General features: G+C 53.0%; 24 protein-coding genes. 17 read left to right on the top strand and 7 right to left on the bottom strand.

Annotated elements, in window-relative coordinates:
• Positions 1-138 precede the first annotated feature (138 nt).
• Positions 139-783 carry a nicotinamide riboside transporter PnuC gene (gene pnuC, locus AC50YL_RS11825; RefSeq protein ID WP_494832115.1) on the top strand — a complete coding sequence of 215 codons (645 nt, stop codon included), beginning with the start codon at positions 139-141 and terminating at the stop codon, positions 781-783.
• Positions 780-1,814, top strand: coding sequence for an AAA family ATPase (locus AC50YL_RS11820; RefSeq protein ID WP_494832113.1), 1,035 nt, complete (start codon positions 780-782; stop codon positions 1,812-1,814). The genes pnuC and AC50YL_RS11820 overlap by 4 nt, the downstream gene beginning before the upstream one ends.
• A gap of 72 nt (positions 1,815-1,886) precedes the next feature.
• Here AC50YL_RS11820 and AC50YL_RS11815 read toward each other — a convergent pair whose 3' ends face one another.
• From AC50YL_RS11815 to AC50YL_RS11800, 4 genes are all read right to left on the bottom strand, one after another.
• Positions 1,887-2,429, bottom strand: coding sequence for a GNAT family N-acetyltransferase (locus tag AC50YL_RS11815; RefSeq protein WP_494832111.1), 543 nt, complete (start codon positions 2,427-2,429; stop codon positions 1,887-1,889).
• Between the two features lie 68 nt (positions 2,430-2,497).
• Entirely contained in the window at positions 2,498-3,130 is a 633-nt protein-coding gene (locus tag AC50YL_RS11810; protein WP_494832110.1) for a hypothetical protein, read from the bottom strand.
• A 13-nt stretch (positions 3,131-3,143) separates the two neighbouring features.
• The gene (locus AC50YL_RS11805; RefSeq protein WP_494832108.1) at positions 3,144-3,551 is read right to left on the bottom strand and encodes a permease prefix domain 1-containing protein; all 408 of its coding nucleotides are present in this window, start codon (positions 3,549-3,551) and stop codon (positions 3,144-3,146) included.
• Between the two features lie 2 nt (positions 3,552-3,553).
• Positions 3,554-3,880, bottom strand: a complete 327-nt coding sequence (locus AC50YL_RS11800; RefSeq protein ID WP_494832106.1) for a PadR family transcriptional regulator — start codon at positions 3,878-3,880, stop codon at positions 3,554-3,556.
• Positions 3,881-4,245: 365 nt separating this feature from the next.
• Here AC50YL_RS11800 and AC50YL_RS11795 point away from each other — a divergent pair, with 365 nt between their 5' ends.
• From AC50YL_RS11795 to AC50YL_RS11765, 7 genes are all read left to right on the top strand, one after another.
• The gene (locus AC50YL_RS11795; RefSeq protein WP_494832104.1) at positions 4,246-4,401 is read left to right on the top strand and encodes a hypothetical protein; all 156 of its coding nucleotides are present in this window, start codon (positions 4,246-4,248) and stop codon (positions 4,399-4,401) included.
• Between the two features lie 256 nt (positions 4,402-4,657).
• Positions 4,658-6,577 (top strand): family 43 glycosylhydrolase, encoded by a 1,920-nt coding sequence (locus AC50YL_RS11790; RefSeq protein ID WP_494832102.1) that lies wholly within the window; start codon positions 4,658-4,660, stop codon positions 6,575-6,577.
• A gap of 218 nt (positions 6,578-6,795) precedes the next feature.
• Positions 6,796-7,740: an ABC transporter permease gene (locus AC50YL_RS11785; RefSeq protein ID WP_494832100.1), complete on the top strand. Its 945-nt coding sequence runs from the start codon at positions 6,796-6,798 to the stop codon at positions 7,738-7,740.
• Positions 7,734-8,630 (top strand): carbohydrate ABC transporter permease, encoded by an 897-nt coding sequence (locus AC50YL_RS11780; protein WP_494832098.1) that lies wholly within the window; start codon positions 7,734-7,736, stop codon positions 8,628-8,630. Before AC50YL_RS11785 ends, AC50YL_RS11780 begins: the two co-directional genes overlap by 7 nt.
• 111 nt (positions 8,631-8,741) lie before the next feature.
• Positions 8,742-10,346 carry an extracellular solute-binding protein gene (locus AC50YL_RS11775; protein WP_494832096.1) on the top strand — a complete coding sequence of 535 codons (1,605 nt, stop codon included), beginning with the start codon at positions 8,742-8,744 and terminating at the stop codon, positions 10,344-10,346.
• Positions 10,347-10,460: 114 nt separating this feature from the next.
• Complete coding sequence (locus AC50YL_RS11770) at positions 10,461-11,900, top strand: response regulator transcription factor (protein ID WP_494832094.1); 1,440 nt, start codon at positions 10,461-10,463, stop codon at positions 11,898-11,900.
• A 21-nt stretch (positions 11,901-11,921) separates the two neighbouring features.
• Positions 11,922-13,733 (top strand): cache domain-containing sensor histidine kinase, encoded by a 1,812-nt coding sequence (locus tag AC50YL_RS11765; protein ID WP_494832092.1) that lies wholly within the window; start codon positions 11,922-11,924, stop codon positions 13,731-13,733.
• On the opposite strand, the gene AC50YL_RS11760 is transcribed toward AC50YL_RS11765, so the two are convergent.
• From AC50YL_RS11760 to AC50YL_RS11750, 3 genes are read right to left on the bottom strand one after another with little or no spacing between them, the layout of a single operon-like run.
• On the bottom strand, positions 13,685-14,170 hold the full coding sequence (locus AC50YL_RS11760; protein ID WP_494832090.1) for a hypothetical protein: 486 nt from the start codon (positions 14,168-14,170) through the stop codon (positions 13,685-13,687). The genes AC50YL_RS11765 and AC50YL_RS11760 overlap by 49 nt on opposite strands.
• A gap of 25 nt (positions 14,171-14,195) precedes the next feature.
• Positions 14,196-15,392: a hypothetical protein gene (locus AC50YL_RS11755; RefSeq protein ID WP_494832088.1), complete on the bottom strand. Its 1,197-nt coding sequence runs from the start codon at positions 15,390-15,392 to the stop codon at positions 14,196-14,198.
• Positions 15,393-15,440: 48 nt separating this feature from the next.
• Complete coding sequence (locus tag AC50YL_RS11750; protein ID WP_494832087.1) at positions 15,441-16,172, bottom strand: hypothetical protein; 732 nt, start codon at positions 16,170-16,172, stop codon at positions 15,441-15,443.
• Here AC50YL_RS11750 and AC50YL_RS11745 point away from each other — a divergent pair.
• The 8 genes from AC50YL_RS11745 (at position 16,147) to AC50YL_RS11710 (ending at position 26,614) form a co-directional block, all read left to right on the top strand.
• A complete protein-coding gene (locus AC50YL_RS11745) occupies positions 16,147-16,455 on the top strand; it encodes a helix-turn-helix transcriptional regulator (RefSeq protein ID WP_494832085.1) in 309 nt (102 codons plus the stop codon). The two genes, AC50YL_RS11750 and AC50YL_RS11745, sit on opposite strands and share 26 nt — an antisense overlap.
• A gap of 263 nt (positions 16,456-16,718) precedes the next feature.
• Entirely contained in the window at positions 16,719-17,789 is a 1,071-nt protein-coding gene (locus AC50YL_RS11740; protein WP_494832083.1) for a Gfo/Idh/MocA family protein, read from the top strand.
• A gap of 12 nt (positions 17,790-17,801) precedes the next feature.
• Positions 17,802-18,947 (top strand): SGNH/GDSL hydrolase family protein, encoded by a 1,146-nt coding sequence (locus tag AC50YL_RS11735; protein ID WP_494832081.1) that lies wholly within the window; start codon positions 17,802-17,804, stop codon positions 18,945-18,947.
• Positions 18,944-21,403: a hypothetical protein gene (locus AC50YL_RS11730; RefSeq protein ID WP_494832079.1), complete on the top strand. Its 2,460-nt coding sequence runs from the start codon at positions 18,944-18,946 to the stop codon at positions 21,401-21,403. Before AC50YL_RS11735 ends, AC50YL_RS11730 begins: the two co-directional genes overlap by 4 nt.
• 17 nt (positions 21,404-21,420) lie before the next feature.
• Positions 21,421-22,194 carry a sugar phosphate isomerase/epimerase family protein gene (locus AC50YL_RS11725; RefSeq protein ID WP_494832077.1) on the top strand — a complete coding sequence of 258 codons (774 nt, stop codon included), beginning with the start codon at positions 21,421-21,423 and terminating at the stop codon, positions 22,192-22,194.
• 72 nt (positions 22,195-22,266) lie between these two features.
• Entirely contained in the window at positions 22,267-24,603 is a 2,337-nt protein-coding gene (locus AC50YL_RS11720) for an AraC family transcriptional regulator (RefSeq protein WP_494832075.1), read from the top strand.
• A 188-nt stretch (positions 24,604-24,791) separates the two neighbouring features.
• A complete protein-coding gene (locus tag AC50YL_RS11715; protein ID WP_494832074.1) occupies positions 24,792-25,694 on the top strand; it encodes an ABC transporter permease in 903 nt (300 codons plus the stop codon).
• 11 nt (positions 25,695-25,705) lie between these two features.
• Positions 25,706-26,614 (top strand): carbohydrate ABC transporter permease, encoded by a 909-nt coding sequence (locus AC50YL_RS11710; RefSeq protein ID WP_494832072.1) that lies wholly within the window; start codon positions 25,706-25,708, stop codon positions 26,612-26,614.
• Positions 26,615-26,619 lie beyond the last annotated feature (5 nt).

The raw sequence follows: 26,619 nt of genomic DNA, 5'->3' as shown, positions 1-26,619 counted from the left end.
TTCTAATATGTCATAATGACAATATCACTTCGCCGAATAAGGTGTTGCATCATCGTGAAAGAAACGAACCGTATCGCGCGTTTGTTGATATTGTCAAAATGATAGTTTTGATTGACACCAGGAATCGGGGGATTGCGCATGAACAAGGTGTGGGTGTTGCCGGTATTATTCATTTTCATGGTCGGAATCGCGGTCGGCACGTCATCGACGACGCTCGAGATCGCGGCGACGACGACTGGCTTGCTCAGCGTCTGGCTGACGGCGAGGGAGAACATTTGGGCTTGGCCCGTGGGGCTGGTCAACGTCGCCTGTTTCTTCTACATGTTCGAGGACGCCAGGCTGTACGCGGATATGCTGTTGCAGGTGTTCTTCTTCGTGCTCAGCATCTACGGCTGGATCGCTTGGCTTACGGGCAGGGGCGCCTCGAAGGTACGGCCGACGCGCCGTCTGCCGCGGCGGCAGGCGCTGCTGCTTGGCGTGCTGCTCGTCGTCGCGACGTTGCTATGGGGCTACGCGTTGACGCGCTACACCGACGCTTCGATTCCGTACGCGGACGCGTTGATCGCCACGCTCAGCATCATCGCGCAGTATCTGCTCTCGTCCAAGGTGTTCGAGAATTGGCTCTGCTGGATCGCCGTGGACATCCTGTCGATCGCGATGTACGCCTACAAGGAATTGTACTCACTCGCGTTTCTGTACGCGATCTTCCTGGCGATCGCGATCGCGGGCCATCTGTCGTGGAAACGGGAGCTCGTCCGCACGCCGAAGGAGGCGACGGCATGAACGGACCCCGTATTGGCTTGACGCTCGGGAAATTCGCGCCGCTGCACCGGGGGCATCAACTCATGATCGAAACCGCCATCAGCGAAACGGACGAGGTCATCGTCGTGATCTACGATTGTCCCGAGACGACGGACATTCCGCTGCATGTCCGGGCCGATTGGATCCGGTCGCTTTATCCATCCGTGCAGGTCATCGAGGCATGGGACGGTCCGAGCGCGATGGGCGACACGCCGGAGATCAAGCGGCTGCAGGAGAACTACATCCTCGGATTGCTGAACGGGAGGAACGTCACGCATTTCTATTCCAGCGAATTCTACGGCGAGCACATGAGCATCGCTCTCGGCGCGGAGAACCGGCAGGTCGATCCGGCGCGGCTGCGCGTTCCCGTCTCGGGCACGAAGATCAGGCAGGCGCCGTACGAGAACCGGTCCTACTTGGACCCGCTCGTCTATCGCGATCTGATCGCCAAAATCGTCTTTCTCGGCGCGCCTTCGACCGGCAAGACGACGCTGGCGGCCCATATGGCGGCACGAATGAACACGGCGTGGATGCCGGAGTACGGACGCGAGTATTGGGAGCGGCACCAGGTCGAGCGGCGCTTGTCGCCGCGGCAGCTGGAAGAGATCGCGACCGGGCATGTCGAACGGGAGGACCGGCTTGCCCTGGAAGCGCGGGGGCTGCTGTTCGTCGATACGAACGCCTTGACGACGCGGATATTCGCCATGGATTATCACGGCGAGGCGACGCCCGGCTTGAAGGCATTGGCGGAGCGGGCGGCTTCGCGGTACGACCTGGTGTTTCTCTGCGGGGACGACATCCCGTACGACGATACCCGGGATCGTTCCGGCGACGTGCACCGGGCGGTATTCCAGAAGCGCATCGCGGCGGATCTGCATGCGCGCCGGATTCCGTACGTCCCGCTGCGGGGCACGCTGGAAGAACGCGCGGAGCAGGTGACGGCGGTGCTGCGGCAATTCCGGAAATACCGCAATCCATCTGAGTGGCTGGGCGCCGGACTTCGCTCTGATTGACCGCGGGACGAAGCGGCGAACGCAAAACGAAACAAGCGGATGGGCTGGCCCATCCGCTTGTTTCGTGTGCGATCAGCGGCTCGAAAGCGGCTTCTCGTAGAGGCAGAACCCGCTCGGCGAGGTGCCTTTGTAATCGTAGCCCAGGCCGCTGTAGAAGGCGTTCAGCTTGGGGTTGCTGGCGATGCAGTCGAGACGCATCGTATGCTTGCCGGGAAAGGAGATTCCGGTCTCCGCCCAGCGCACCATATCGGCGCCAAGTCCTTGACCGGCATATTCGCGACTGATCGCCAGCCGGTGGAGATAGACGTTCGGCTCGTGGCCGTCCGGTCCCCAAAGCCCGAGATCCCACTCGCCCGGCACCTGCATGAGCAGAACGATGCCTGCGAGCGCGTCGCCGTCTTTGAACATGAACAGCTCGCCTTTGTCGATATGGCCGACGACGTTATGGTGGTCATCGCCGTCGAGCAGCGCGCTCCACTGCGTGGAACCCGTGCTCTGCAGCCATCTGGCGGTGCCGACGAGCAGCTCCATAATGGCCCTCGCATCGTCCGGTTTCGCTTGCGAGACGGTGATGCGCGCGTTGGCGTGATCGTTGTGTAAGGTGTAGTTCAACATGTTGGTTTCCCCGTTCGCGGTTTGATACTTGCCTGGATGTCTATTGTACCATCCCGCGCGGCGCAGGTTCAAACGGCCGGTTTCTTGACGAAATAATACATGCTGAGCGGCCACCAGATCACCGCGAAGATGGGATAGATCGCCCAAATGTCGTTCGGCGACGTGACCGCGTTGACGGCGATGAACATCGCGCTCGTGAGCAGCGAGGCGCATAAGGCGAACGTGAACCACTGCCGGCTGCGGGAGAAATAGATGGACATCGGCCACCAGAGCACGGCGTACGCCGGGAAGATGATCCACGGAAACTGCGGCGCGAGCAGCAAATTCAGCATGCCGTAGTACACGATGATGCAGAAGCTCCCGACGAGCGCCATGGCGAGCGTGCCGGCGAACCGGCCGGCGTACATGATGATCGGCCACCATACGACGGCGAAGCCCGCGTACAGGATCCACGGATAATCCGGGGTGCTCGCGATGTTCTCGTAAGCGAGGTAGAGGAGGGTGATGACCGTCGTGACGGCGGAATACGCCTTGAGCTTTCCGTTTGCCGCAAAGTGCAGGGAAACCGGCCATTGCAGCAGGGCAAAAGCGGGATGAATGAACCAGATCTCGCCCGGCGTCGTTAAATAGTTGACGAGAAAGAGGAAGAAAATACTCATGATGCTGCCGGATGCGGCAAAAGCAACGCGGTGCTTGCGCATGGATATCGCCTCCTTATTTCCAGCCCAGCCATTTGTAGAACATCACGAGCGGCCACCAGGCGACGGCGAAGGTCGGGTACACGAACCAGATATCGTCCGGGGTATAGTACACGTTGATGAAGATGAACAGCGCGACGATCAGACCGCTGCCCCACAGCGAGAAGCCGAGGTGGAGGCCGTACTGCTTGCGGGAGGAGACGGGCTTGCCGTTCTTTACGCCGAGCTCCTGCTTGATGTCCGAGATATCGCCGAATTCCACGATCGTTTTGTTGACGGCGTCTTCTTCGGTCTTGCCGCTGCGGACGAGATCGAATACCTTCTCCTCCAGATTTTGAATGATTTCCTCTTGGATGGCCTGCTTCGTCTCGCTGTCCGGAATGTCGGCGAACCATTCTTCCACGTGCGTCTTGATCTTCTTCATTGTTAGATTCCCTCCATGAAAATATTGACGATCTCTTTGATCTCGTTCCATTCCTCCACCGTTTCCTTGAGGTAGGCTTTGCCGAGCTTCGTGATCTTGTAATAGCGCCTTTTGCCGCCGTGCGAGATATCGCCGAGATACGATTCGATCAGCTCTTTGCGCTCCAAGCGTTGAAATACCGCGTAGAGCGTCGCTTCTTTGATTTGAAACCGGTCGTCGGTCCTGACGCTGATTTCTTTGGAAATCTCGTACCCGTAACGGTCTTCCTCGTAAATCAACCGCAATATGATGGCGTCGAGATGACCGCGGATTAGATCGCTTCGGATCATGCGGGGTCCTCCTGTTCATGAGCTTGACTTCGTTTAGAGCCCCGACAGCAAGTGCTCTGTCACATAGTGTTCTGTCTGGTAGTGCTCTGTCTGATAGAGCTCTATCTGATGGAGTAAATGTAACACATCGATAATCCGCGTGTCAAAGCAAATGTGCTAAATACAAGCATTTATCTGTTGAGGCGATCGATGAACTGCTTAGCAAGTTTTGTGAAGAAATCAAAATTCAGAACGTCTGGTACGATCCGACCCAAGTCTGCCGGCTGTTTTAAGCTGGAAAACTATGCTGGACACGTACGAGAAGTCACCTATTGGAGTAATGTAGCCGCAGGATAGGACCGGGAAGTCATAGGAGGATATTGGGAATGATAAAGAAGAAAGCTATTTTACTACTCGACTTAGGCGGTTTTGAAACTAGGATGAGTGAAAACCTTGAACTCGCTCGAAGTTACGGCGATCTTTTTTGTCATCATCAAATTTTTAATTTTTTCCCAAAACCATTTATGAAATTACATTTTTAATAAAATTCATGAGCGTATAATGCTTTACATGAGATCTCTGTTTAAGATAATCGACAGAGGACTCCTTCCGAATCACATTTGTGCTGAGCGGAGACCACATGGCCGCAGTGGCGAAGACAGCTTCTAGGAGGAGGTCAATATGTAACGATTGATTCAATAGGGTGATTCAGTAATGTACCATTCAAATTCCATTAAATTGTAAGCGCTTTCTAGGTGCGGGGAGAGTAGACTGTCAACTTCAGAAGGAGGTTGTATTATGAAAAAAATTAAAAGATCCAATTATGTATTGTTTTGCGTTTCGATTGTATTTTGCTTGATTGTATCTTTGCCGGGACTAGCAAATGCTGCTCCAATTCACGCTGGTCCACAATTCGTGGATGGCTATTATGCAGATCCTGACGTACAGATATATAATGGCACATATTGGGTGTATCCGACTCGTTCGACTCAAGTTGGCGAATCCGACACCGGCGCAAAATCTGTGGACCTCTTTTCTTCAACGGATATGGTCAATTGGACAAAATACTCGAATGTCATAAGTTCGGCCAATATATCATGGTTGCAACATTCATTGTGGGCGCCGAGCGGGGCTTATCGCAATGGGAAGTACTACCTCTATTTTGCTGCCAACGCAATCAATGGCGATGGACAATTAGGCGGAATAGGCGTTGCAGTCGCCGATAATCCACAAGGTCCATATACCGATGCGATCGGCGCCCCCCTTATCAACGTTGTACGAAATGGTGCAGGCCCAATGGATCAAGATGTATTTATAGATGATGACGGTCAAGCGTACATGTATTATGGCAGCTGGGGCGAGTGTAATGTTGTAAAACTTAACGCGGACATGAAGTCTTTGGGAACATGGTCTGACGGAACCGTCTATAAGAAAGTCACGCCCACTAAAACGGGCGATAATGATTATTTTGAGGCGCCCAAAGTGTTCAAGAGAAACGGGACATACTATTTGACTTATGCTGCAGGCGTTTGGGCAGATTCCTCTTATAAGGTCATGTATGCAACGTCCAGCTCTGTAACAGGACCATTTGTACCGCAAGGCATTATGCTGCATACCGATACGACGACAGCAGATGGACCTGGTCATAACGGTATTGTTCAATCACCTGCAACGAATGATTGGTACATTTTTTACCATAAGCGTTATCTGAGCAGTTCGCAACGCGTACTGGCATTCGATAAATTTGAGTTTAATGCCGATAATACGATTAAACCAATCGAAATGGCAGAAGAAGATACCTTCGATGACAGTACCGATACGGGATGGACCAAATATGGCGGTGCATGGACCGTATCTGGCGGCCAGTATAGCGTAGCGTCAAATCCGGGTGCCAAGGCACTTTTGGATACCAATTTCGCAGATGTGATTTATGAAGCCGATGTGACGCCGGGGTCAACCGGCAATGCGGGTCTGGTATTTAGAGTATCCAATCCTGGAACGGGTACGGATGCTTACCAAGGCTACTATGCCGGACTCGATGTTCCCAATCAAAAGGTTTTGATCGGAAAGGCTAACAACAACTGGACATCGCTTTCCGCTGCTTCTATGAGCTTAACGGCTAATACAAAGTATCATGTTAAAATTGTCGCACAAGATGCTTCCATTAAGGTCTATGTAGATGATATGACGATACCTAAGATTAGCGTAACGGATTCAACCTATATTGGGGGCAGCGTAGGCGTTAGAACCTATGATTCAGCTGCCAAATTTGATAATATATCCGTTCAAAGCAGCCGCTATGAAACAGAAAATTTATTTGTAAGCGCAACCTCAGGCGACAAACACACCATGTTTGGGAATGGAACCGGTCGAGACCTCAATTTGAGCGGCGGATTTGGAACTGCACTGGACGCCAATGCAGTCAACGACTTTGTGACATACACCGTGAACGTGCCCGAAGCGCGCAGCTATAGTGTGAGGGTCGGCGTGAAAAAGGGAGCGAACCGAGGGCAGTTTCAATTATCGGTCAACGGTGTCAATCATGGTTTGGTTCAGGATTTATATTCCTCTGCATTTAGCTATGTGGAACTGAATGTAGCTACGATCACCTTCAGCTCGGCAGGGGATAAATCTTTTAAGTTTAACGTTGCAGGTAAAAACGGCTCAAGTTCAGACTACGATCTGTCCATTGATTACATTAAACTAGTACCAAACTGATGCATCTAACCCGAATTTCACACCATCTAATTGACTGCCTATAAATATATGTGATAGAAGTTTTTCTGAAGCCTTGAGCAATCAAGGCTCTTTTTTATCCGGATTATACGATTTTAAGTTATTACCAATTTCATTTAAATGATTACATTTTTATAATTTCCCCGGTAGCTATAATGAAAATATAAAAGCTCCTTTATACAGCCGGAGGGATGAGAGAAATGAAAGCGGTTTTAGCGCAAGACTACGCTTCAAAAAAGAAGGAAAACAAATTTCTTCACAACATCAAAAGAGACAAATGGTTATACGCTCTCTTGCTGCTGCCCTTTGCATATATCCTGATCTTCCGATATGCCCCGATATACGGCATCGTTATGGCGTTCCAGGATTACAACATTTTTGCGGGCATCAAGGGGAGCGAGTGGGTTGGGATGGACGTGTTCCGGTTCATCTTCCAGCAGGACAGCTTCTACCGTGCGCTTAAGAATACGCTGCTTCTGAATGTGTATGACTTGATCGCGGGCTTCCCGGCGCCTATTATGCTAGCGATACTGCTCAATGAAGTGAGAGCGGCAAAATTCAAGAAATTTACGCAAACCGTGTTGTATCTGCCTCACTTTTTGTCCTGGGTTATTATAGGCGGCATGGTCTATCTGATGTTCTCGAGCAGCGGCATGGTCAACACGTTCCTGGCCAACATCGGCCTTGCGAAAATCGAGTTTCTGTCGCAGAAGGTACCTTGGTTAACGACGTATATCTCCGTTGGCGTATGGCAGCAAATCGGCTGGGGTACGATCATCTATCTGGCGGCCATGACGGGAATTAATAAAGAACTGTACGAAGCCTCCGATATTGACGGCTGCAGCAGACTTCGCAAAGTATGGCATATTACATTGCCCGGCATGAAGTCGACGATTAATATTTTGCTGATTCTCCAGATTGGCAGGATGGTGTCCATCGGTTTCGATCGACCGTTCGTAATGGGCAATTCATTAGTGAGCGACTACTCCGACGTTATCAGTACGTTCGTATACAGAGTCGGCATTAGTTCTGGGGATTTCGCCCAGGCAACCGCGGTAGGATTGTTCCAATCCGTCGTTGGCCTGATTCTGCTGATCGGAGCTAACTATATCGCGAAGAAATTGGGTGAGGATGGGATATGGTGAGCATGGCGAGCAGCTTAGGCCATAAGAAAAAAATGAGCGTGGCGGATATGGTCATTATCGTATTTATCGTGGCGTTATCGTTCACGTGTATCGTTCCGTTCCTCTATATGATTGCGCTTTCCTTAAGCTCCAACGAAGCGATTATTTCTCAAAAAGTAGGGCTGTTGCCGGTAGGCTTCACGCTGGAAACGTACAAAACGATCTTAAGCGACGCGGAGATGCTGTATACGCTTGGTTACAGTATTCTGCTTACGGTATTCTACACCGTGGTGTGTATGTTCCTGACCATTTGCGGAGCGTATCCATTAACGAAAAAAAGGCTGATGGGAAGAAACTTTATGCTGTCCGCGCTAGTCTTCACGATGTATTTCAGCGGCGGTTTGATTCCTTCTTATATGCTGGTTAAAAACCTGGGGATGATGAATACGGTATGGAGTCTGGTGTTGCCGGGCGCCATGAGCGTGTTTAACTTAATCATCCTGAAGACGTTCTTCACCAACCTTCCGGAAAGTCTGGAAGAATCGGCCGCTATTGACGGCTGCTCGGATCTGGGCATTTTGATGAAAATCGTGCTTCCGCTGTCGCTGCCCTCTATCGCCACATTGAGCCTATTTTATGCGGTGGACAGATGGAACGGATTCCAGGATGCGCTGTTCTACATTACGGACAAACATCTGTATCCGATGCAGATGAAGCTGTACCAGATCATTTCGGCCAATCAGCAGCTGGACAGCCAACAAGGCGGAGAAGGCAGCGCCGGCTCCTTTATCGTGCCGGAGTCACTGAAGGCGGCCAGCGTTATGTTTACGACCATCCCAATTCTGCTCATCTATCCCAAGCTGCAGAAGTATTTCGTAGACGGCGTGATGACGGGGGCTATTAAGGGCTGATAAGGATAAAGACCGGATTGAAAGGGGTGATTCCGGGCGGGGCTGGTGGATGTAAAGAGGATTTGCGGTATGAATCATTGCAATATCTATCATTTGAAAGGGTGGTTTTAAGTGAATACAGGTACAAAGAAAAAAGCAGCCATTCTGCTTAGCACAGCGTTACTGGCCGGTGTTATGGCAGGCTGCGGCGGAAATAACGGCAATAACGAACCAGCGGCATCAAGCGGCGGATCTCCGGCAGCAGAAGCAACTTCCGGTCCGGTAGAAACCTTGACTGTAGAAGTGTTCGACAGAGGTATTCAAGGACAGCCGGACTTGAATGACAACACGTGGACCAAGTACGTCAACGAGAAATTCGGCAAGCCCAATAATGCCATTGTAAAATATGTTTCGGTACCTCGTTCCCAAGAAGTCGATAAGCTTAATGTGTTGATGGCTGCCAACGAAGCGCCGGATATTTCCTTTACTTATGACGGTACAACCGTAACCCGTTTTGCCAAAAACAATGGTCTATATACGCTGGACGAATTGATCGAGAAGCATGGCCAGCAATTGAAAGCTTATCTTGGCGATACCGTTCTTGACTACGGGAAATATGAGGGCAAACAAGTCTCTATCCCGGCAAAGCGGACTTTGCTTGCCTGGAACGGATTGTTTATCCGCAAAGATTGGCTCGATAAGCTGGGACTGCCCGTTCCGACGAATAAGGACGAATTGTACGATACGCTTGTTGCCTTCCGCGACAAGAACCCTGGCAACGTAAATGGCGTCATTCCTTGGGCGACTGCGGCTGCCGGCATGAACTACACGTTTGGCAATCTGGTTCCATCCTTCTGGAGCCCAATGTCGGAGGAAGAATTCGTTACCACCACCAACTGGCTGAAGCCCGGCAACAAGGACGCGTATAAATGGCTGAACAAGCTGTACTCGGAAAAACTGATCAGCCCCGACTTCGCTTTGGACAAAACGGCTAAGCAAGCGGATGCCGACGTTACGAACGGCAAGGTAGGCTTCTATGGGGCCAACTGGGATTATCCGATGGTGCAAAAAATTCGCGAGCCGCTGAAACAAAATGCGCCGGATGCGAACTATGTTCCTATCGATGCCTTCAAGAACGCGGACGGGAAATATATAAAAGAGACGTATAATGAAAACGGACTTTTCTCGTTCATTCCGAAAAGCAGCGAACATGCGGAGCTGGCCATGAAGTATCTGAACTGGATGGCAGATCCGGAAGTGTTGTTCTTCCTGCAGTTCGGCGATGAAGGCGTCAACCACACCATGGCGGATGGCATCCCGCAAGGGATTGCGCAAACCGGCGAAAATATGCAGATGAGCAATCTCAATCTGGATTATACGCTGGTTGTAAACGGCGCGGAGCTGGGTGACACCGAAAAGAATGTCAAAACGTACGCAGCAGCCTTGGCAACCGGAGATAAGGCCTATGAGAAATTGGCAGTCGATTCTTACAAGATCAATACGACAGACGGCTTTACCGCCTTCTACTATGGGGTTCCGAACGAAGCCAGCATCAAATACGGCAAAACGCTGGGTGATATGAACAAGCAAATGATGGATAGGCTGATCGTTGCCAAGCCAGCAGAATTCGACGCCTTGTATGACAAGCTGGTGAACGAATATATGGACGCTGGCGGCAAAGCCGTTCAAGATGAGAACGTCAAGCAGTACAAAGAAATTAAAGAGAGCAGCAAGTAAGCCGGCAGATACGGATAAACCATCGTACGCCATGGTTTATCCGTATTTTGAATTGCTATTGCCGGGAAGCTCTGCTATTATTCGGTAGAAATTTATATGTTCAGGGGGATACCCATGCACAAGGTCATGATTGTAGATGATGAGTCGTGGGCGATTCGAGGAATCCGCAGCGCCTTTGACTGGGAGAAAAACGGTTTTGAAATTATAGGCCAATTTACAAGCGCTTACAATGCGTGGGATGCGATCCTAACGGAAAAACCCGACTTGGTATTTACGGATATCAGGATGCCGGACATTTCCGGACTCGATCTTATGCAGAGGGCTAAAGCGCATGAATTGGACACGGAGTTTGTCGTCGTCAGCGGATATGCGGAATTTAAATATGCTCAGGAAGCGCTGCGCTACGGCGCGCTTAATTATTTCCTGAAGCCTCTGGACGTGGATCTGGCAGATTCGTTTATTGCGGAGCTTGCCATGCATTTCTCCAAAAGAAGCGCGGCACGCAATCAACTTCTTCTGGATGCGCTTACTTCTCCCAATGAGGAAGAGATCAAACGTTATCTGCCGCTTCCCGAAGGTGCGGATGAATGTTATTACCAAGTGCTTGCCATCGATTTCGAAGCCGGCAATCCAGATTTCAGAAAGCTGCTCTCTTTGGAAGGAAAGCCTGTTGCGGCTATGGAAGTTGAAGCCGGAACGAATAAAAGGTTGATCGTTCTGATGACGGAACATAAAGCTTGTTTGGTATGGGATGAATTGGTTTTGAAAAATACTGGCATGAATACGGTGGGCATCAGCAGCGTTTCCAACCAGCTAACGCATATGAGCAAGCTGATTAAAGAAGCGGATCTGTCCTCTTCCCAGGCTTTTTTGGACGAAAGCGCAAGAGTCGTTCATTACGAGCCGAAGGTTCAATTGGTGAAACCGTGTATCGATGAGATTCATCGGATCATACAAGGGAACCAACTTGGCGACATGGATGCGTACATCAATGGCCTGCAGGCTTACTTCAAGGATCGGCAGCTTGGCATGAGCGAGGTTGTTTACCTATGGAATCAGGCCGTCGGGATCCTGATCAACGCTTATGCGGAGGAATTGAAAGATTTGGAGATGGATTTCCTTAATTACTCCGAGATTAAGGAACGATTCGAACACTTCGAATCGTTGTGCGGCTTTTTGCATGACGTCCTCGCCTCCATCACGCAAGGGAACAACCGCTCTTTGCACGAAGGAGACATCTTGTCCTGCTTCAACAAGATGGTAGCCTATATCGACGGTCACTATGAACAGAAATTGTATTTGAAAGATTTGTCCGCCCAGTTCTACATTAATCAAGTGTATTGCTGTCAATTGTTCAAGAAAAATCTCGGCAAAACCTTCTCCGAATACGTGTCGGAGCTCCGAATTAAGAAAGCCCGCGAGCTATTGAAGAAAACCGATTTATCGATTGAGGAGATCGCCATTCGGACCGGGTATGCGGAATATTACTATTTCAATAAAGTGTTCAAGAAGCATTGCGGGATCACCCCTTCGAAATTCAGAAAAAGCAGTTAACGATGAACGGAGCGGCAGGCCATGAAGACCAGTAGACTGAAATTAAAACATCAGATATGGCTTATCTTTTTTTTCGCTATCGTTATCTTTACAGCTATGGTGTTGTATTTCTTTTATAGCTTTTCTCATCTCACCCAGAATAGGGCTGCCAATTTCGGGAACCAAATGATCGAGCAAACGCGAAGCAAGATCGATACCGTCTTTCATGATATCCGGGTCAGCACGGGCATTGCGGTCAACAGCAAACTGATTCAGGAATATACCGTCGTGGATGATGATTACAAGAGGGCGTTTGATAGCGGTAATTATGCACTGGATCTCATGGATTATATGAGATCCTTTAATTCGTATGTGAGCGGCATCGTCATTGATGACGTTCGCGGGAAACAGCTTTACAGTCTGGATTCCTCGGGCGGGGATATTTTCTTTCTCAAACGTTATGACAGCTTCATTCGAACGTATAAGAAGGACCCTTCGCTTCGGGAAAAGGGGCAGTTCACCACGACGTTAAAAGACGATAACGCGGGATCGGAACAGTTTTTTTATATTGAACCGATTGTCGAATCGATAGGGGGAATCCATTTCTCCGAAATAACGGGTTACTTCACCATCATGGTCAATATGGACAAGCTGCAGGGGCTTGTGGAAAATACGGAATTGACGCCGCACTCCACGTTGTACATTCTGGACAGCCAGGATGAGGTCGTTGCTTCCACGAATGCGAAAGCTCGCGGCACGTTGTTCAAGGATGTATTGGCTATGGATAAGGACAACCTGCTTAACGGAGTGAAAACAACCATCGACGGAGAACAAATCCTCGTTCAGGTCAAAGGTTTGGAGCAGGCGGACGGGTGGCGGATCGTGAGTATGATACCGGTTCACGAATTGACTTCGGACATGAACCCCATGAGGAAAGTCAGCATTATCGTGGGGATTGGCATAATTCTCATTTTGATCATCATGGGCATTTTCTTCATGAATAGCCTGATGAAGCCGGTGATGGGGCTTGTTTTGGATATGAAACGGGTAGGGGGAAGGGACAGGAGCTTCCGGATTAAAGTCCGGTCTACCAACGAAGTAGGATCGCTTGCCCGAGACATCAATCGGATGATGGACGAGATGGAGGAAATGACCAGGGATAAGTTTAATACCCAAGCCAGATTGTACAAATCCGAGCTCAGTCAGAAGCAGGCGGAGTTTTCTGCCCTGCAGAGCCAGATCAACCCGCATTTCCTGTATAATACGCTGAATTGCATCAGCAGCATCGGATTGGATTACGGAAGCAGGGAAATTGCGCAAATGACGTCATCCATGTCCAAGATTTTCAGGTACAGCATCAAACAGGATGAGCTTGTACAGATCAAGGAAGAAGTAGACTGTATTCAGGCCTATATGAAGATTATCTCTATTCGTTACGAGAATAAATTCGACATGAACATCGACGTCGAAGAGGGCCTGCTCGAGATGAGTACCCCCAAAATGATTCTCCAGCCTATCGTAGAGAATGCCGTCTATCATGGGCTTGAGCGGATGGACCAAGGGGGGCGGCTCGAGGTTGCCGGGCGCATGGATGAGCAGGGAGATGCGTGCTTTTGTATTCGGGATACCGGGAAAGGAATGGAGCCGGAGGAGCTGGCCGCCTTGCAGGCCAAGCTGGACACGGAGTATCCGGAACGCGCGTTAGACGGCCAATCGTCGCAGAGCATTGGACTTACCAATATTCACAATCGGCTCCGGCTGCTTTTTGGAGAGAGGTACGGGATTACGATTGAAAGCCGGATCGATTATGGGACGACCGTGACCGTGAAGATTCCGGCATTGGCCGAATCCTGAATGACGCATGCGGCAAGCTCAGGATGACAGGAGCATAATACGTCGCATCCCGTACCGGCAGCCTCGTATGACAGGCCTTCGGCCAGATTGACCCTGATATGAAAGGGCTGATCGGCTTGTCCGGCATAATGAAATTCCGAGCCGTATTCCGTGTAGTCATCCTTGCAGTGTTGCCGAAGCATCCAGACGTTAAAGCCTGTCGTAACCTTGCCCAGCTCATAATAGGCCGCAAACCAATTAATCACAGGGGCCGATAACCCGCCGAAATGATGCCAGCCAGCGCCCCTCCCCGACTGCACGATAAAATGCTCGTAACAGTTGTAAGTGGCTTCGGTCTCGCGTTTCCATAATTCCAAAGCCGTGTTTGCAATTCGGTAAGCGAGGTCCGGGTAACCGTAATCAAACATGGTTTTCCAGAAAAACCATTGATGGGGCATCCAGACCGCACCGTTCCAATAGCCGTTAGCCGTAACAGCCGGCTTCCTCATCCCAAGCATAAGCGTTGAGGGCATCGCTCCATTTTCGGATGTCCTTGTCGTATTCCTGGGTATCCATTTGCCGATTATCGGATGCTGCCGCCGCCATCCTGAGGATTTTGGCGATTCGAATGAGCTGACTCGTCGTAATGACAGGAGCGGCTTTATGTTTTAATTTCAGCTCATGCACGTATTTCTGAGGCGGGTAATCATCCCAACCCCCGGAGTTATAGAAATAATCCCAGGTTTGAAGCAGTCCGGTTTGAAATACGTCCGTCGTGGAACCATTGATTTTGCCTGCGAGGAAGAAGTAGTATTGCCGTGATCTCGGGTAGAAATAGTTCAGGAGCTCGGGAGACTGCTTGCGGTTCCACAGCTCCTGGAACAAATAATGCTGCACGGGAACCGGGCTGCCGTGATGAATAAAGGCCGCTTCAGGATCTCCCGGCTCCGTCATATAAGCATTTAAGCAATCCATTGCCCGGCTGTCATCGAGATCGGCGAAGCCAAGTCCGATAAACCCGGAATCCCATGTGTACAGGGAATCCCACCATTTCCCCGGGGTGTTGTGGCGAATGAACGTACGCTTGGTATAGACCGGGAAAACCGTATTGGTCAGCAAGGTTGCCCGCATGAGCTGCTGACTGAACGAATAACGGTCGCCCGAAGGATAAGCAGGAGGAGCCTTCAGCTTCCGGCGTTCCGCTAGATAAATAGACTCGCAGCCGCCGGCATCCAACGCAAAGCTTGCCAGTCGGGCATATACTTCTTCCAAAGTCCCGCCGCACACCATGCCGTGAAGAATAAGAGAGGATGCCGGGTTTAGGGCAATCGGACGCATAAACACATTCGTATAATGTCCTTTTCCGTTGCCATGCAAAATCGGACTCACATGATCGTGCACCGTATAGCGGGCGAATTGATCTAGCTCGTCGCTTAGGAACTGTCTGATCTCCGCGTCGGTATAATTCCACGACAAGCCATAATAGCAGGGTCTATCCGGAAAATGAAGAATTAGGCTGCCGGGAACGGGCCCTTCCAGCAGTTCCGGTTCGATGCGCCAAGGGAGATCCACGAACGTGACCGCTTTGGAAGTCTGCTGCTCGACAAGCGTAAAGCCGTCAAGAACGAGCGGGTTAACACTCCGTGCGCGAAGACTGACGGCAACTTTGCCTGCAGGCAAGTTCCCAATATGTATTTCAGATAACGTTAAGCTGCCAGATGGTTCCATTTAAAGCCGGTACGCATGCTCCCCGAGCCGCAGCTCGAGCTCCGCGCCTCGTACGGCTTGACCGCGCAGCAGGAACACGGCGTCCTTCAGAGAGGTCTCGATGTTTATCTCGTAGCGGAGCAGATCTCCGGCATCCGTTCCGAACGGGGAACCGATTGCCGACCCTCCCGTAAAATGCTGTCCGCGAATTTCTCCGCGCGACAATCCGTCGTACGCCAGCCCGTTTGCAGGCCGCGGCTTGGCAAAGATCAATTCCTTAAAATCCAGCGCATCTACCCACTTTGCTCCATACGGAAGCCGAGCTTCCGCGAAGATTTGGACTTCGCCGTGTCCCGGCAGCCGGGGAGGCTGGAGCGAAGCCATGGCGTGCAGCACCAGATTTTGCGGTTGCTCCGTTTGATTGGCGAAGTTCACTCGGACAAGCCGGCTCTGCTCATCAATCCGGCTGAACGATATATCCGCGTAAACCCGGTCCTTCCATTCCAGCTCATGGCGGTGGGAGAAATGGCTGAAATCCGGCGAAGCCTCCCAGGGATGATAGCCGGATTCCCATAAAACATTCGGAATGTCTATTTTTCTTCGATAGAATCCCGGCATGAAGCTTAAATCAAAACGAACGCCTTTCGAGGGATCGTTAATATGGGAGATGCCTATATATTGCTTGGCATAAGGTCCCCAGGAAGGTAAATTCAGGTCATGATTACGGATGAAAATATGGACGATCGACCACAAAAGTCCAGCCTCCGAGGAGTATGGTCCATGGCACTATCATGAGGCCGTGGAGTGGATTGCCGTTCTGAAGGGTACGATGGCCATCGTGCAAATGCGAAGAATGAAGCGGGCCGCGCAGCTCCTGCTTACGGTGACTTGGTCGGTAACCGAAATCAGCGGCAGCGTGGGATTTGCAAGCCCCGCTCAATTTTATCAGTTGTTTAGAAGGCATTTCGGCTGCTCCCCGAAGCAGTTTGTAGGCCGTCATGGACGGGATAACGGATCGATAGGGGGATATTCGTAGAATAACGCAGAAACCACGTCACGCTTTCCTCATTACCTCGCTTCTGCCCGAAAGCCATTCCGCCCTATCAGGGGAGCGGCTTTTTGCATTTATGAGATGAATCGCGAATCCTAAAGCCGATAATTGGAGAAATCGACGTAATTTGAAGTGTACACTGCCGGATGCGGCAGTTAGATTTAAGTTGCCGAGGGCGGTATCCGGTTCGTTCACTATAGGGATCAACCCGCCGTACTCGAAGGAAACCGATTAAAGGGGATCGCGCAATGACGAAGTTGAAGGTCGGTATTATCGGCGTGGGAGAGGTCGCCCAGATCATTCATTTGCCTATTCTGGCATCGTTGCCGGAGCTTTACGAAATGGTGGCGTTGTGCGATATTTCACCGAAACTGCTCGCGAAGATGGGAGAGAAGTATTCGGTCGGGAACTTGTATTCGAACGCCGAGGAGATGCTCGATCATGCCGGGATGGACGCGGTATTCATCCTGAACAATATGGAATACCATACCGATTGCGCCGTGGCCGCGTTACGAAGGAACATTCACGTCTTCGTGGAGAAGCCGATGTGCGTGACCGAAGCGGAAGCCGAGGCGATTATCCGGGCGCGGAATGCTTCCGTCGCCCAAGTGATGGTCGGCTACATGAGGCGCTTCGCTCCTGCTTATCTTCGGGCGCTGGAAGAAGTCCGGACGCTGGGACCGATCAATTTCGCTCGCGTCAGGGATATCATCGGTCCGAACGCTTTCTTCACCGGCCAATCGGGCACGCATGTGTACCGATTCGACGATATCCCGGCCGAAGCCGCGCAAGACCGCAAGGCGAGGAATGCCCGTCTGATGAGGGAAGCGATCGGCGAGCAATCTCCCGAGACCTATGCGGCATACGGCCTATTGCTTGGATTGAACAGCCACGACATCTCCGCCATGCGGGAGCTTCTCGGCGTACCTATAGGCGTGAAGGCGGTCACGTCCTCGCGCGGCGGCAGATTCAAAACCGCCATTCTGGAATTCGACGATTATCATGCCGTCTTCGAGACCGGCGTAGACGGGCAAGGACGTTTCGACGCCCATATCGAGGTATACGGGGAGCGCAAGTCGCTGCTTATCCAATACGATACGCCGTATTTAAGGCAGTTGCCGACGACGCTGCGGATCCGGGAGACGATCGGCGACTCGCTCGAGGAGACGATCATCCGGCCGACGTACAAGGACGCGTACACGTGCGAACTCGAGTATTTTCATGAAGTCGCAGCCACGGGAATGCCTCCCAAGACGACGCCGGAGGACTACGTCCAGGATCTTCGTATATTCGCAATGATGATGGATGCCATCAAGTAGGGAAGTGACGGGATGAGCGGGGCGAACCGCGGTAAAGCAGCAGAGGACGATCATGAGGATAACAATTTAAGGATTGGCGGTCATTGTTCATCGGACTTGAAATGGCTGTCGGCGCTCGAAGCGCCGCTGCGCGTAACGGGGTTGCCATGGTTGGAGCGAGACGGCGTATATCGCAGGTTGCCGGTGAACCCCAGCCATGCGATTCGGCCGGAAGTGGATCGGTTAGCGAATTATACGACCGGCGTGCAGGTCCGTTTCCGGACGGATTCGCCGAAATTGTTCGTAAGGGTGAAGCTGGCTGCTCCCTATAGCATGTATCAGATGACGGCTACGGGTCAGTGCGGCGTGGATTGTTATATCGGAGCGATCGGGGATCAGCGGTATATCAACACCTCGCGTTTCGACTTTACGCAAGCGGAATACGAATCCGTGCTATTCGATTCCCTCCCGAGGCAGATGCGCGATATCACGCTGAATCTCCCTTTATATCAGGGCGTAACCGAACTGCACGTCGGCATCGAGCCTTCATCGGAGATCGCGGCGTTTCCGGGATTCCCCTTAGGCAAGAAGGTGCTTCTCTACGGAACGTCGATAACGCACGGCGCGTGCGCGACCCGTCCGGGCATGGCGTATCCCAATATTCTCAGCCGCATGTTCCCGCTCGAATTCGTAAATCTAGGCTTCTCGGGCAACGCACAAGGGGAACCCGAGCTCGCGCATCTAATTAGCCAGATCGAGGAGCCGGGTCTGCTCATTCTGGATTACGAAGCCAATACGCCAAGCACCGAGCGGCTCCGGGAGTCTCTGCCGGAATTCATCCGAATCTATCGCCGGCGCCATCCCGAGGTTCCGATTCTCGTTATCTCGCAAATTCGTTTGGCCAGAGAAGCATTCGACGAAGAGCAAGCTTCCCGAAGGGAAGAGCGCAAGCGGATCCAGCGGGAAGAGGTCGGGCGGCAACGCTCCGCGGGAGACCGCAACGTGCATTTCTTCGACGGGGCGCTGCTGCTGGGCGATGATCCCCAGGATTGCACGACGGACGGCATCCATCCCTCCGATCTGGGATACGATCGCATCGCGAAGGCGCTTCGGCCGGTCATCGCGGATCTGCTGCAAGCCATCATCGCGCAAGCATCGGGAAGGGAAGAAAAGAAATGAGCCAAGGGTTGAACAAACGACTAAAGCGAGTCACGTTGGAAATGAGCTTGAAACCATTTACAAGCATGGAGCCTACCGCCATCGAAGCGACATGCGAAGAAGCGATTCGGCAGTGGCTGCCGTTGATCGGCATGGCGGATAGCTGTTCGATGCTTTTATGGGTTGCGGACGGCAGCGAAATTCTGACTTGGGACGGCAATTGGGAGCGCGAGATCGAGTGGGGGCGCTATATCGGCTTCGCGAACGAGGACAAATTCGGCCATGAGCCGAGCGACCCTCGTACCGCCAAGCTTTACCGGCCCGATGCTTGCGCGATTACGTACGCCGATCTTCGGTTCATCGTAGGGGCATTCAAGCGAATCGCCGCCGAGAACTTCGCCATTCGGATGGAAGTCGGCGCCACGTTCGACGCCGGACCCGAATTCGCCTATTCCGATTTCAAATACAAGCTTCATCCGGAGATCAATCATGCCGAGCTCGGGGGCAAAGAGATCGCGCTGAAGGCGGATTACAACGTGATCTGCACGTGGTCGAAGCTGCGCGAAGATCGAAACGCCTATGCCGCTTATCCGGAAGGTATACCCGTAGGAACGCCGTTCGGCGAATACCTGGGAAGGCAATGCGCAAGCTTTCTTCCGGAGCTCGGCTTCGATTATATCTGGTTCTCGAACGGCTTCGGCTTCTCTTACTTCCCTTGGACGTACCTCGGAGCGAATTACGACGGGACGGCGTTGCCGCTGGCGGATTACGAAGAGCTGACGGGCAGAACGCTGTCGTTCTGGGAGCATTTCAAGCGGGAATGCCCGGATTTCCGCACGGAGGTGCGCGGCACCAACTTCGGGACGGGGATGGACCTGGCGAAGGACTTCATACCGCTGGCCGAGCTGTACGGGAGAAAATATATCGCTTACCCGCCGCCGAACTCGCCGTGGGGAGCGCTCAACTTCGACTTCGGACTGGAGATCGCGTCGCACATGTCCAGAATCGCGGTTCTGCCGGGCGAGACGTATCCGTACCGCTTTTATCCGAACGATCCTTGGTTCTGGCAGAATCCCTGGTGGGATCTCTACGATCGGGAGCCGCACGACATCTATTGTCCATTGACGGTCGCTCGGATGAATCGCGAAGGCGAGCTGCAGAATCCGGGCATTATCGAGCTTCTGACGATCGATACGGAGAAGGGCGAATTGAACGCGGATTGTCCCGCGGAAGTCATTCCCCATCTTCGGCGGGCGATCCAAGACTTCCCCGATCGGGCCGGCATTCTGACCTGGCTCTATCCGTTCGCGGAATACCATGCGGCGGTTGCGGAATCAACGAACGAATCAAAGACGATCTTCTTCGAAGAGTGGTTCGTGCGCAATGCGGTCAATCAGGGATTGCCGCTCAATACCGTGCTCAGCACGGATGAATTCGCGGCGATGTCGGCCGAAGCGAAGACCAAGCTGCGGGATACGATCGTCTTCGCTCCGGCTTCCGGGTTAAAGGGCGAGAACGGCCGAATTCTGGCCGCGTTCGTCCGGGAAGGGGGCAAGGCGATCATCTACGGGGCGGTAACCGATCCGCGGTGGCAAGAGCTGCTCAACATCCGGCAGGATCGCGGCCTCGAAGGCGAGCTGACGCTGAATCATACGATGCAGCCCGACACGTTGCTAGACGAAGAAGCCTCGACATCGAGACTATTCAAGCACGATCCCCTAATTGGAGGCGGCGAGCTTCACGAGGTTCTGAACGACGGGGACGATCGGGCCACGAAAGTATGCGCGACGGCGACATCCGCCCGGGAAGACGAGGTTCGAATCCTCGCCTTGACCCGGGAGCTGCCGGCGTGGAACGGCGGCAAAGTCGGTTGGGTGCGGGGTTCCCTGCCGTTCGAGGGAGGATCCGTTACGCAGCTTCCCGTCCGGCAAGCCGAGTCTTACTCGGACCTCTCGATTCTCGCCCGGCAGATCCTCGCGGAATTCGGTTACGAGCTGCGGCAGACGAAGCCGGAAGAGGCGAGCAAGTCCGCGCTCCTGTTCGTCTCGCGCCGCGACAACGGGTTCATCTTCACGGGCTGCCGGCAGGATACTTCGGTATCGCTCCGCATGCGCTTTCCGGGCGGAGTTCCGGTCTTTACGGGCCAGACGATCCGGGCCGGACAAGGGGATGCCGCTTATTCGTTCGATCGTACGTTCCACGACGAGTGCCGCATCTTCGTCGATCAGCAAGAGACGACGACCGTCTTCTGCCGGGAATACATGCCGATCCCTACGCCGAGGAAGAATTCGGTTCGCTTCATCCACGTCACGGGCTTGCGCGAGGCTGCGGTGACGATATACCCGCCGCTGGCGAGTCTGGCCGCGGGAAGCGTCGAGGTCAAGGCCGATAACGTCTATCTGGACCTTCAGGGCTGCGTATTCGGCGATAAATTGGTTATCCCGCATGTAAGCGGGGAAATGGAGGTAACGTGGTGACGCGAGGAGGAATCGAATTGAGGCGCAAATTCGCCGTTCAATTATACACGCTGCGCAAGGAATGCGAGCAGGACTTCCCCGCTACGCTGCGAACATTAGGCGAGATGGGCTGGGCCGGAGTGGAGACCGCCGGGCTTCATGGGCATTCGGCAGAGGAGATCGCGGAGGTGCTGCAGGCATCCGGGCTGAAGACGGCTGGCATGCACGTCTCCGTGGAGCAATTGCGATCGAACGCGCGGCATGCGATGGCGGAGGCGAAAATGCTGGGCACGAATCGCTTGATCTGCCCGTCCGTGCCCCATGAATGGCGGAACGAAGAAGGATACGTCAGGTTAAGGGAAGCGCTTAACGAGGCGGCCGCGGAGGCGGCAGGCGAAGGCTTCACGGTCAGCTTCCACAACCATGCCTTCGAGTTCGATACGAGCGTCAATGGCCAGGACGCGCTGAGTTACCTAATCGAACCGTCGGCTGCTAATGCCGTGTTAGCGGAAATTGATGTATACTGGTTGACGAAAGCGGGCTATGAACCGGCTGCGTTCATAGACCGATATAGCGGCCGAATGCCGACGATGCACCTGAAGGACATGACGGGCGACGAGCGCCGAACCTATGCCGAGATCGGTACCGGGATCATTGACTTCGAGCCGCTGCTGCTATGGGGGGAGCTACACGGCGTGGAATGGTATGTCGTCGAACAGGATCAATGCGAGGGCGACGCGCTGGACAGCGTCCGAATAAGCCTGGGCAACCTGCACGCGCTCTCCGATCGGCTGCGGGCAAGCATACAATAAGATAAGATTGCGTGAGGGACTGGCGGAGGCCAGTCTCTTCGGCATTGTTCATGTCAAGGGGAGGACCATCGCATGAAGCGATTCGGGGTCAAGATGTATTACTTCAAAATGTTTCTTTGGATCAGCATCGCCATCCTGCTCGTTGTCGTCTTGCTGTCGGCGGTCGTCGGCATCAACACCCAGAAGCTGCTCGTGAAGAACGAGTACGTCTCCAATCAGAAGATCCTGTACCAAGTGAAATACAATATGGCGTTCATGGACGACGCGATCGCCAGCTTGTGCAAGTCGCTGTATCTGAACAGCGACGTGGACGCGGTGATGTACGCGAAGCAAGAGGATATGGTCGACGTGGCCAATCGCCTGAATAAAGTGACCAGCTCCATCACGTCGACCAACGCGTACATACACTCCCTGACGATCTACAATCGCCACTTAAACCAGACGTACAACGCGGGAAGTCCCTTGTTCTTCGAAGACCAGATGATAGACGCGCTCAACCGTTCGGAGCGACTGCCTCCGAAGATGGAGCCGATCTTCCGCGACATCCGGAAGCTGGTGAACGGCGAGTCCCGTCCCGAGCGCGTCTTCTCGTACTTCATGTACGAGACCTCCCCGGAAGATCTGAAGCCGGAGGGCGTTATCGTCATCAACGTCAGAGCGGAGTGGCTCTTGGACAACATCCGGCAGATCAACATGATCGACAAGCGAAAGGGCGACACGATCTTCCTCTTGGACCAATCCGGAGCGTATCTGGCCGACGGCTCCGGCGATAACGGAATCATGCAGGCGTTGAAGGCCGATTTCGTCGATTATCGAGCCGATCATCCGAACGGCGATCCGGACGGCTTCTTCCAGAGCAAGCACGGCGGGACCGAGTACCTGGTCACGTACTCGAGCGTCGAGAGCGCAGGCATGACCCTGCTGAAGGCGCAACCGGTCGAAGAAGTCTATCGGTCGATCGCGAGTCTGCGCGCAAGCCTGATTCTCATCACGCTCCTTGCGCTGCTGCTCGCTCTCGTCCTCGCGATCGTGATCTCCCGCCGAATCTACCGGCCGTTCGGCAACCTCGTGAACGCGGTCAAGCGAGATCGGCTGCGCGGGACGGGAGAGGACGAAGCCGTCGACGAAATCTCGTATCTGAACGCCGTCTACCGGCAGTCGATGGAAGAGCTCGAGTTGTTCTACAAGGAGAAACACGATAACAAGGATTTAATGAGGCATTATTGGCTGCGGCGATTGCTCGACGAGCGCCTCGCGATTTCGCGGGAGGAGCTCGCGTCCTTATTCAAGGAGATGAGAATTTCTTTGTCGCCGTCAGGCACGCATGCCGTCTGTTTGTTAAAGATCGATAATTACAGGGAGTTCCAACAAGCCTTCAATGCCAGGGACAAGGAGATGTTCCGGTTCGCGATACTCAATATCGCATCCGAGACGGTGGCCAAATCGTTCCCTAACGAAGGAATCGATATGAAGGAAGACCACGTGCTGCTGCTCGTGAGCGTTCCGGATCGGGACGGGGCTTATGCCGCCGAACTGGCCGGGCTGCTCGGCGAAGCGCAGGACAATTTCTCCCGGTTCTTCAAGGTCACCTTCACGGCGGCGATCAGCGGCCATGCCGAAGAGATAAGCGACTTGCATGCGCTGTACAATCAGACGTTGGATCTGTCCATGTACCGGCTGCACCTCGGTCACGGATCCCTCATTACGCATTCGCGCGTTCGCAGGAACGTCGAGAACAAGAAGGCCGGCTACCCGAAGGAATTGGAAGAATGGTTCGCGGAGTCGATCAAGTCGGGCAACGTGGCCGGGATGAAGGAAGTTCTGGCGAATCTGTTCGGAGAGATGGAGACGCTTAACTACCACAATGCCTTGGTCTCGATCATAAGACTGTTCGATACGGCGGTCGAGGCGTTGGACGAAGCGAGGATACCCCCGGCTCCTTCGCTGCAGATCGCCTCGTTCGGCAGGCAAGTCATGGAGAAGGAGACGATGGCCGAGATCCATCGGATCCTCCAGGGAGGCTTGTTGGATTCCATCAACAAGGAGACGGCCGAGAATACGGATACGCTGAACGATTTCGTCGTGGACGCGGTCACGGAATACATTCATAACCATTATCGCGACTTGTCCCTGAGCCTGCCCTCGATCGCGGCCATGATGAAGATCTCCGCCCGCAACTTGAGCAAGATCTACAAGCAGGCGACGAATCTGTCCATCGCGGACATGATTAACGACGTGAGGCTATCCCGGGCGGCGGAGCTTCTCCTGCAAGAGGATTTAAGCGTGAACGAGGTCGTGCAGAGGGTGGGCTTAACGAACGAAACGTATTTCTTTAGCCTGTTCAAGAAGAAGTACAAGGTGACGCCGAAGGAATACGCGCTGCGGAGGAACTTGAACAAAATCAATTAGCCGATAACGGAGCTCAAGCGAGAAATCGCCGGGCTCCGTTTTTGCTTTTTTGCTCCGAACGGAGCCCGTTGCGGCCTTTTGCAGCGCGTTTTCGAAGGAAAATACCGGATTTAAACTATACAGCGGCCCCGGCCGCGCCTAAAGTTGGGGGAGGACGACAACAACGAGAAAAAGGAGGTGCGGGACGCATGATCAGGATGGTCAAGAAATCCGCCGGATTGTCGATGCTGGCTCTGCCGGGATTTCTGCTCATTATTATTTTCAATTACGTGCCGCTTTACGGGCTGCTGCTGCCCTTCAAGACGTACCGCTACAACCTCGGGATATGGAACAGTCCTTGGGTGGGGCTGGACAATTTCGGCTATCTGTTCAACGGGGACGCGCTGTACCGGGTACTGAGGAATACGATTCTCTACAATATGACGTTCATCGTGCTCGGCACGACGCTCTCGGTCATCGTCGCTCTGCTTCTATACGAGTTGAGCCGCCGATTCGTGAAAGCGTACCAGACGATTCTGTTCATCCCCTACTTCATCTCCTGGGTGGTGGCCGGATTCGCGTTCCGCTCGTTATTCGACATGGAATACGGCGTCGTGAACCGTCTTCTGGTCTCCCTGGGCGAAGAACCGATCATGTGGTACAGCGATCCGAAGTATTGGCCTTATATCATCGTGATCGCGGCGGTGTGGAAGGGGCTGGGGTACAGCTCGGTCATCTATTACGCCGCGCTGATGGGCATCGATTCGGAATATTACGATGCCGCCAAGATCGACGGGGCGAGCAAGCTCCGCCGGGCAATCTCGATCTCGGTGCCGATGATCAAGCCGATCATCATCATGCTCGTCATTCTGCAGATCGGCAGCATCTGCTACAGCGACTTCGGCCTGTTCTATAACGTGACGCTGAACTCTTCCTTGCTCTACGAGACGACGGACGTCATCGATACGTTCGTTTATCGGTCGCTGATCGACCTGGGCGATATCGGGATGGCTTCGGCGGCCGGGTTCTTCCAATCGATCGTAGGCTTCTGCCTGGTCCTCGTCACGAACGCCATCGTCAAAAAAATCAATCCGGAAAACTCTCTCTTCTAAGGGGCGAAACCATGAAAGCATACGCGAAGACGCTCGCAAGAAGACCGTTGCCTGCCGGCAAGGCGATCATCCACCTGATCTTCCTCTTGCTCTGCGTTGCCTGCCTATTCCCGTTCCTGGTCATTATAGGGACCTCCGTGCAAAGCGAGAACGATATCGTCAAATTCGGTTATTCCATTCTTCCGAAGCACTTTACCTGGGACGCCTATCGCGTCATTCTGCACGATCCCAGGGCGTTGTTCCGATCGTACTTCGTGACGATCGCGACGACGGTCATCGGTTCGATCGCCGGCATGTGGGTGACGACCTCCTACGCGTATGCCATCTCGCGCAAGGATTATCGCTTCCGTTCCTTCCTCGCCTTTTTCGTGTTCTTCACGATGCTGTTCCACGGCGGGATGGTTCCTTCCTATATTCTGATGGTCAAGTGGCTGGGCTTGAAGAACACGATGCTTGCGCTTATTCTGCCTTACTTGATCAGCGGCTGGTTCGTCATGCTGATGAAAGGGTTCCTGCAGACGATTCCGGAAGCGATCATCGAGTCGGCCAAAATCGACGGAGCGGGCGAGCTGCGAATATTCGCGCAAATCGTGCTTCCGATATCCAAACCGGCGCTGGCGACCTTGAGCTTATTCTTTGCCCTGCAATACTGGAACGATTGGTGGCTGACCTTGCTCTACGTCGATCACGACAACCTGATGAAGCTGCAATACTTGCTTATCCGCGTCTTGAAGAACATGGAGTACTTGAATTCGGCGGAAGCGATCGAATACGGATTGGTCAAACCGGGAATGCTCGTGCCTTCCTTAAGCGCGCGAATGGCGATGTGCATTCTGGCCGCGGGTCCCATGCTTCTCGTATTCCCGCTCTTCCAGAAATATTTCGTGCAAGGCTTGACCGTAGGCTCCGTTAAGGGTTGATAATT

The sequence above is a fragment of the Paenibacillus sp. J22P277 genome (assembly GCF_059383675.1).
This window is presented reverse-complemented; position numbering and strand designations above follow the sequence as displayed.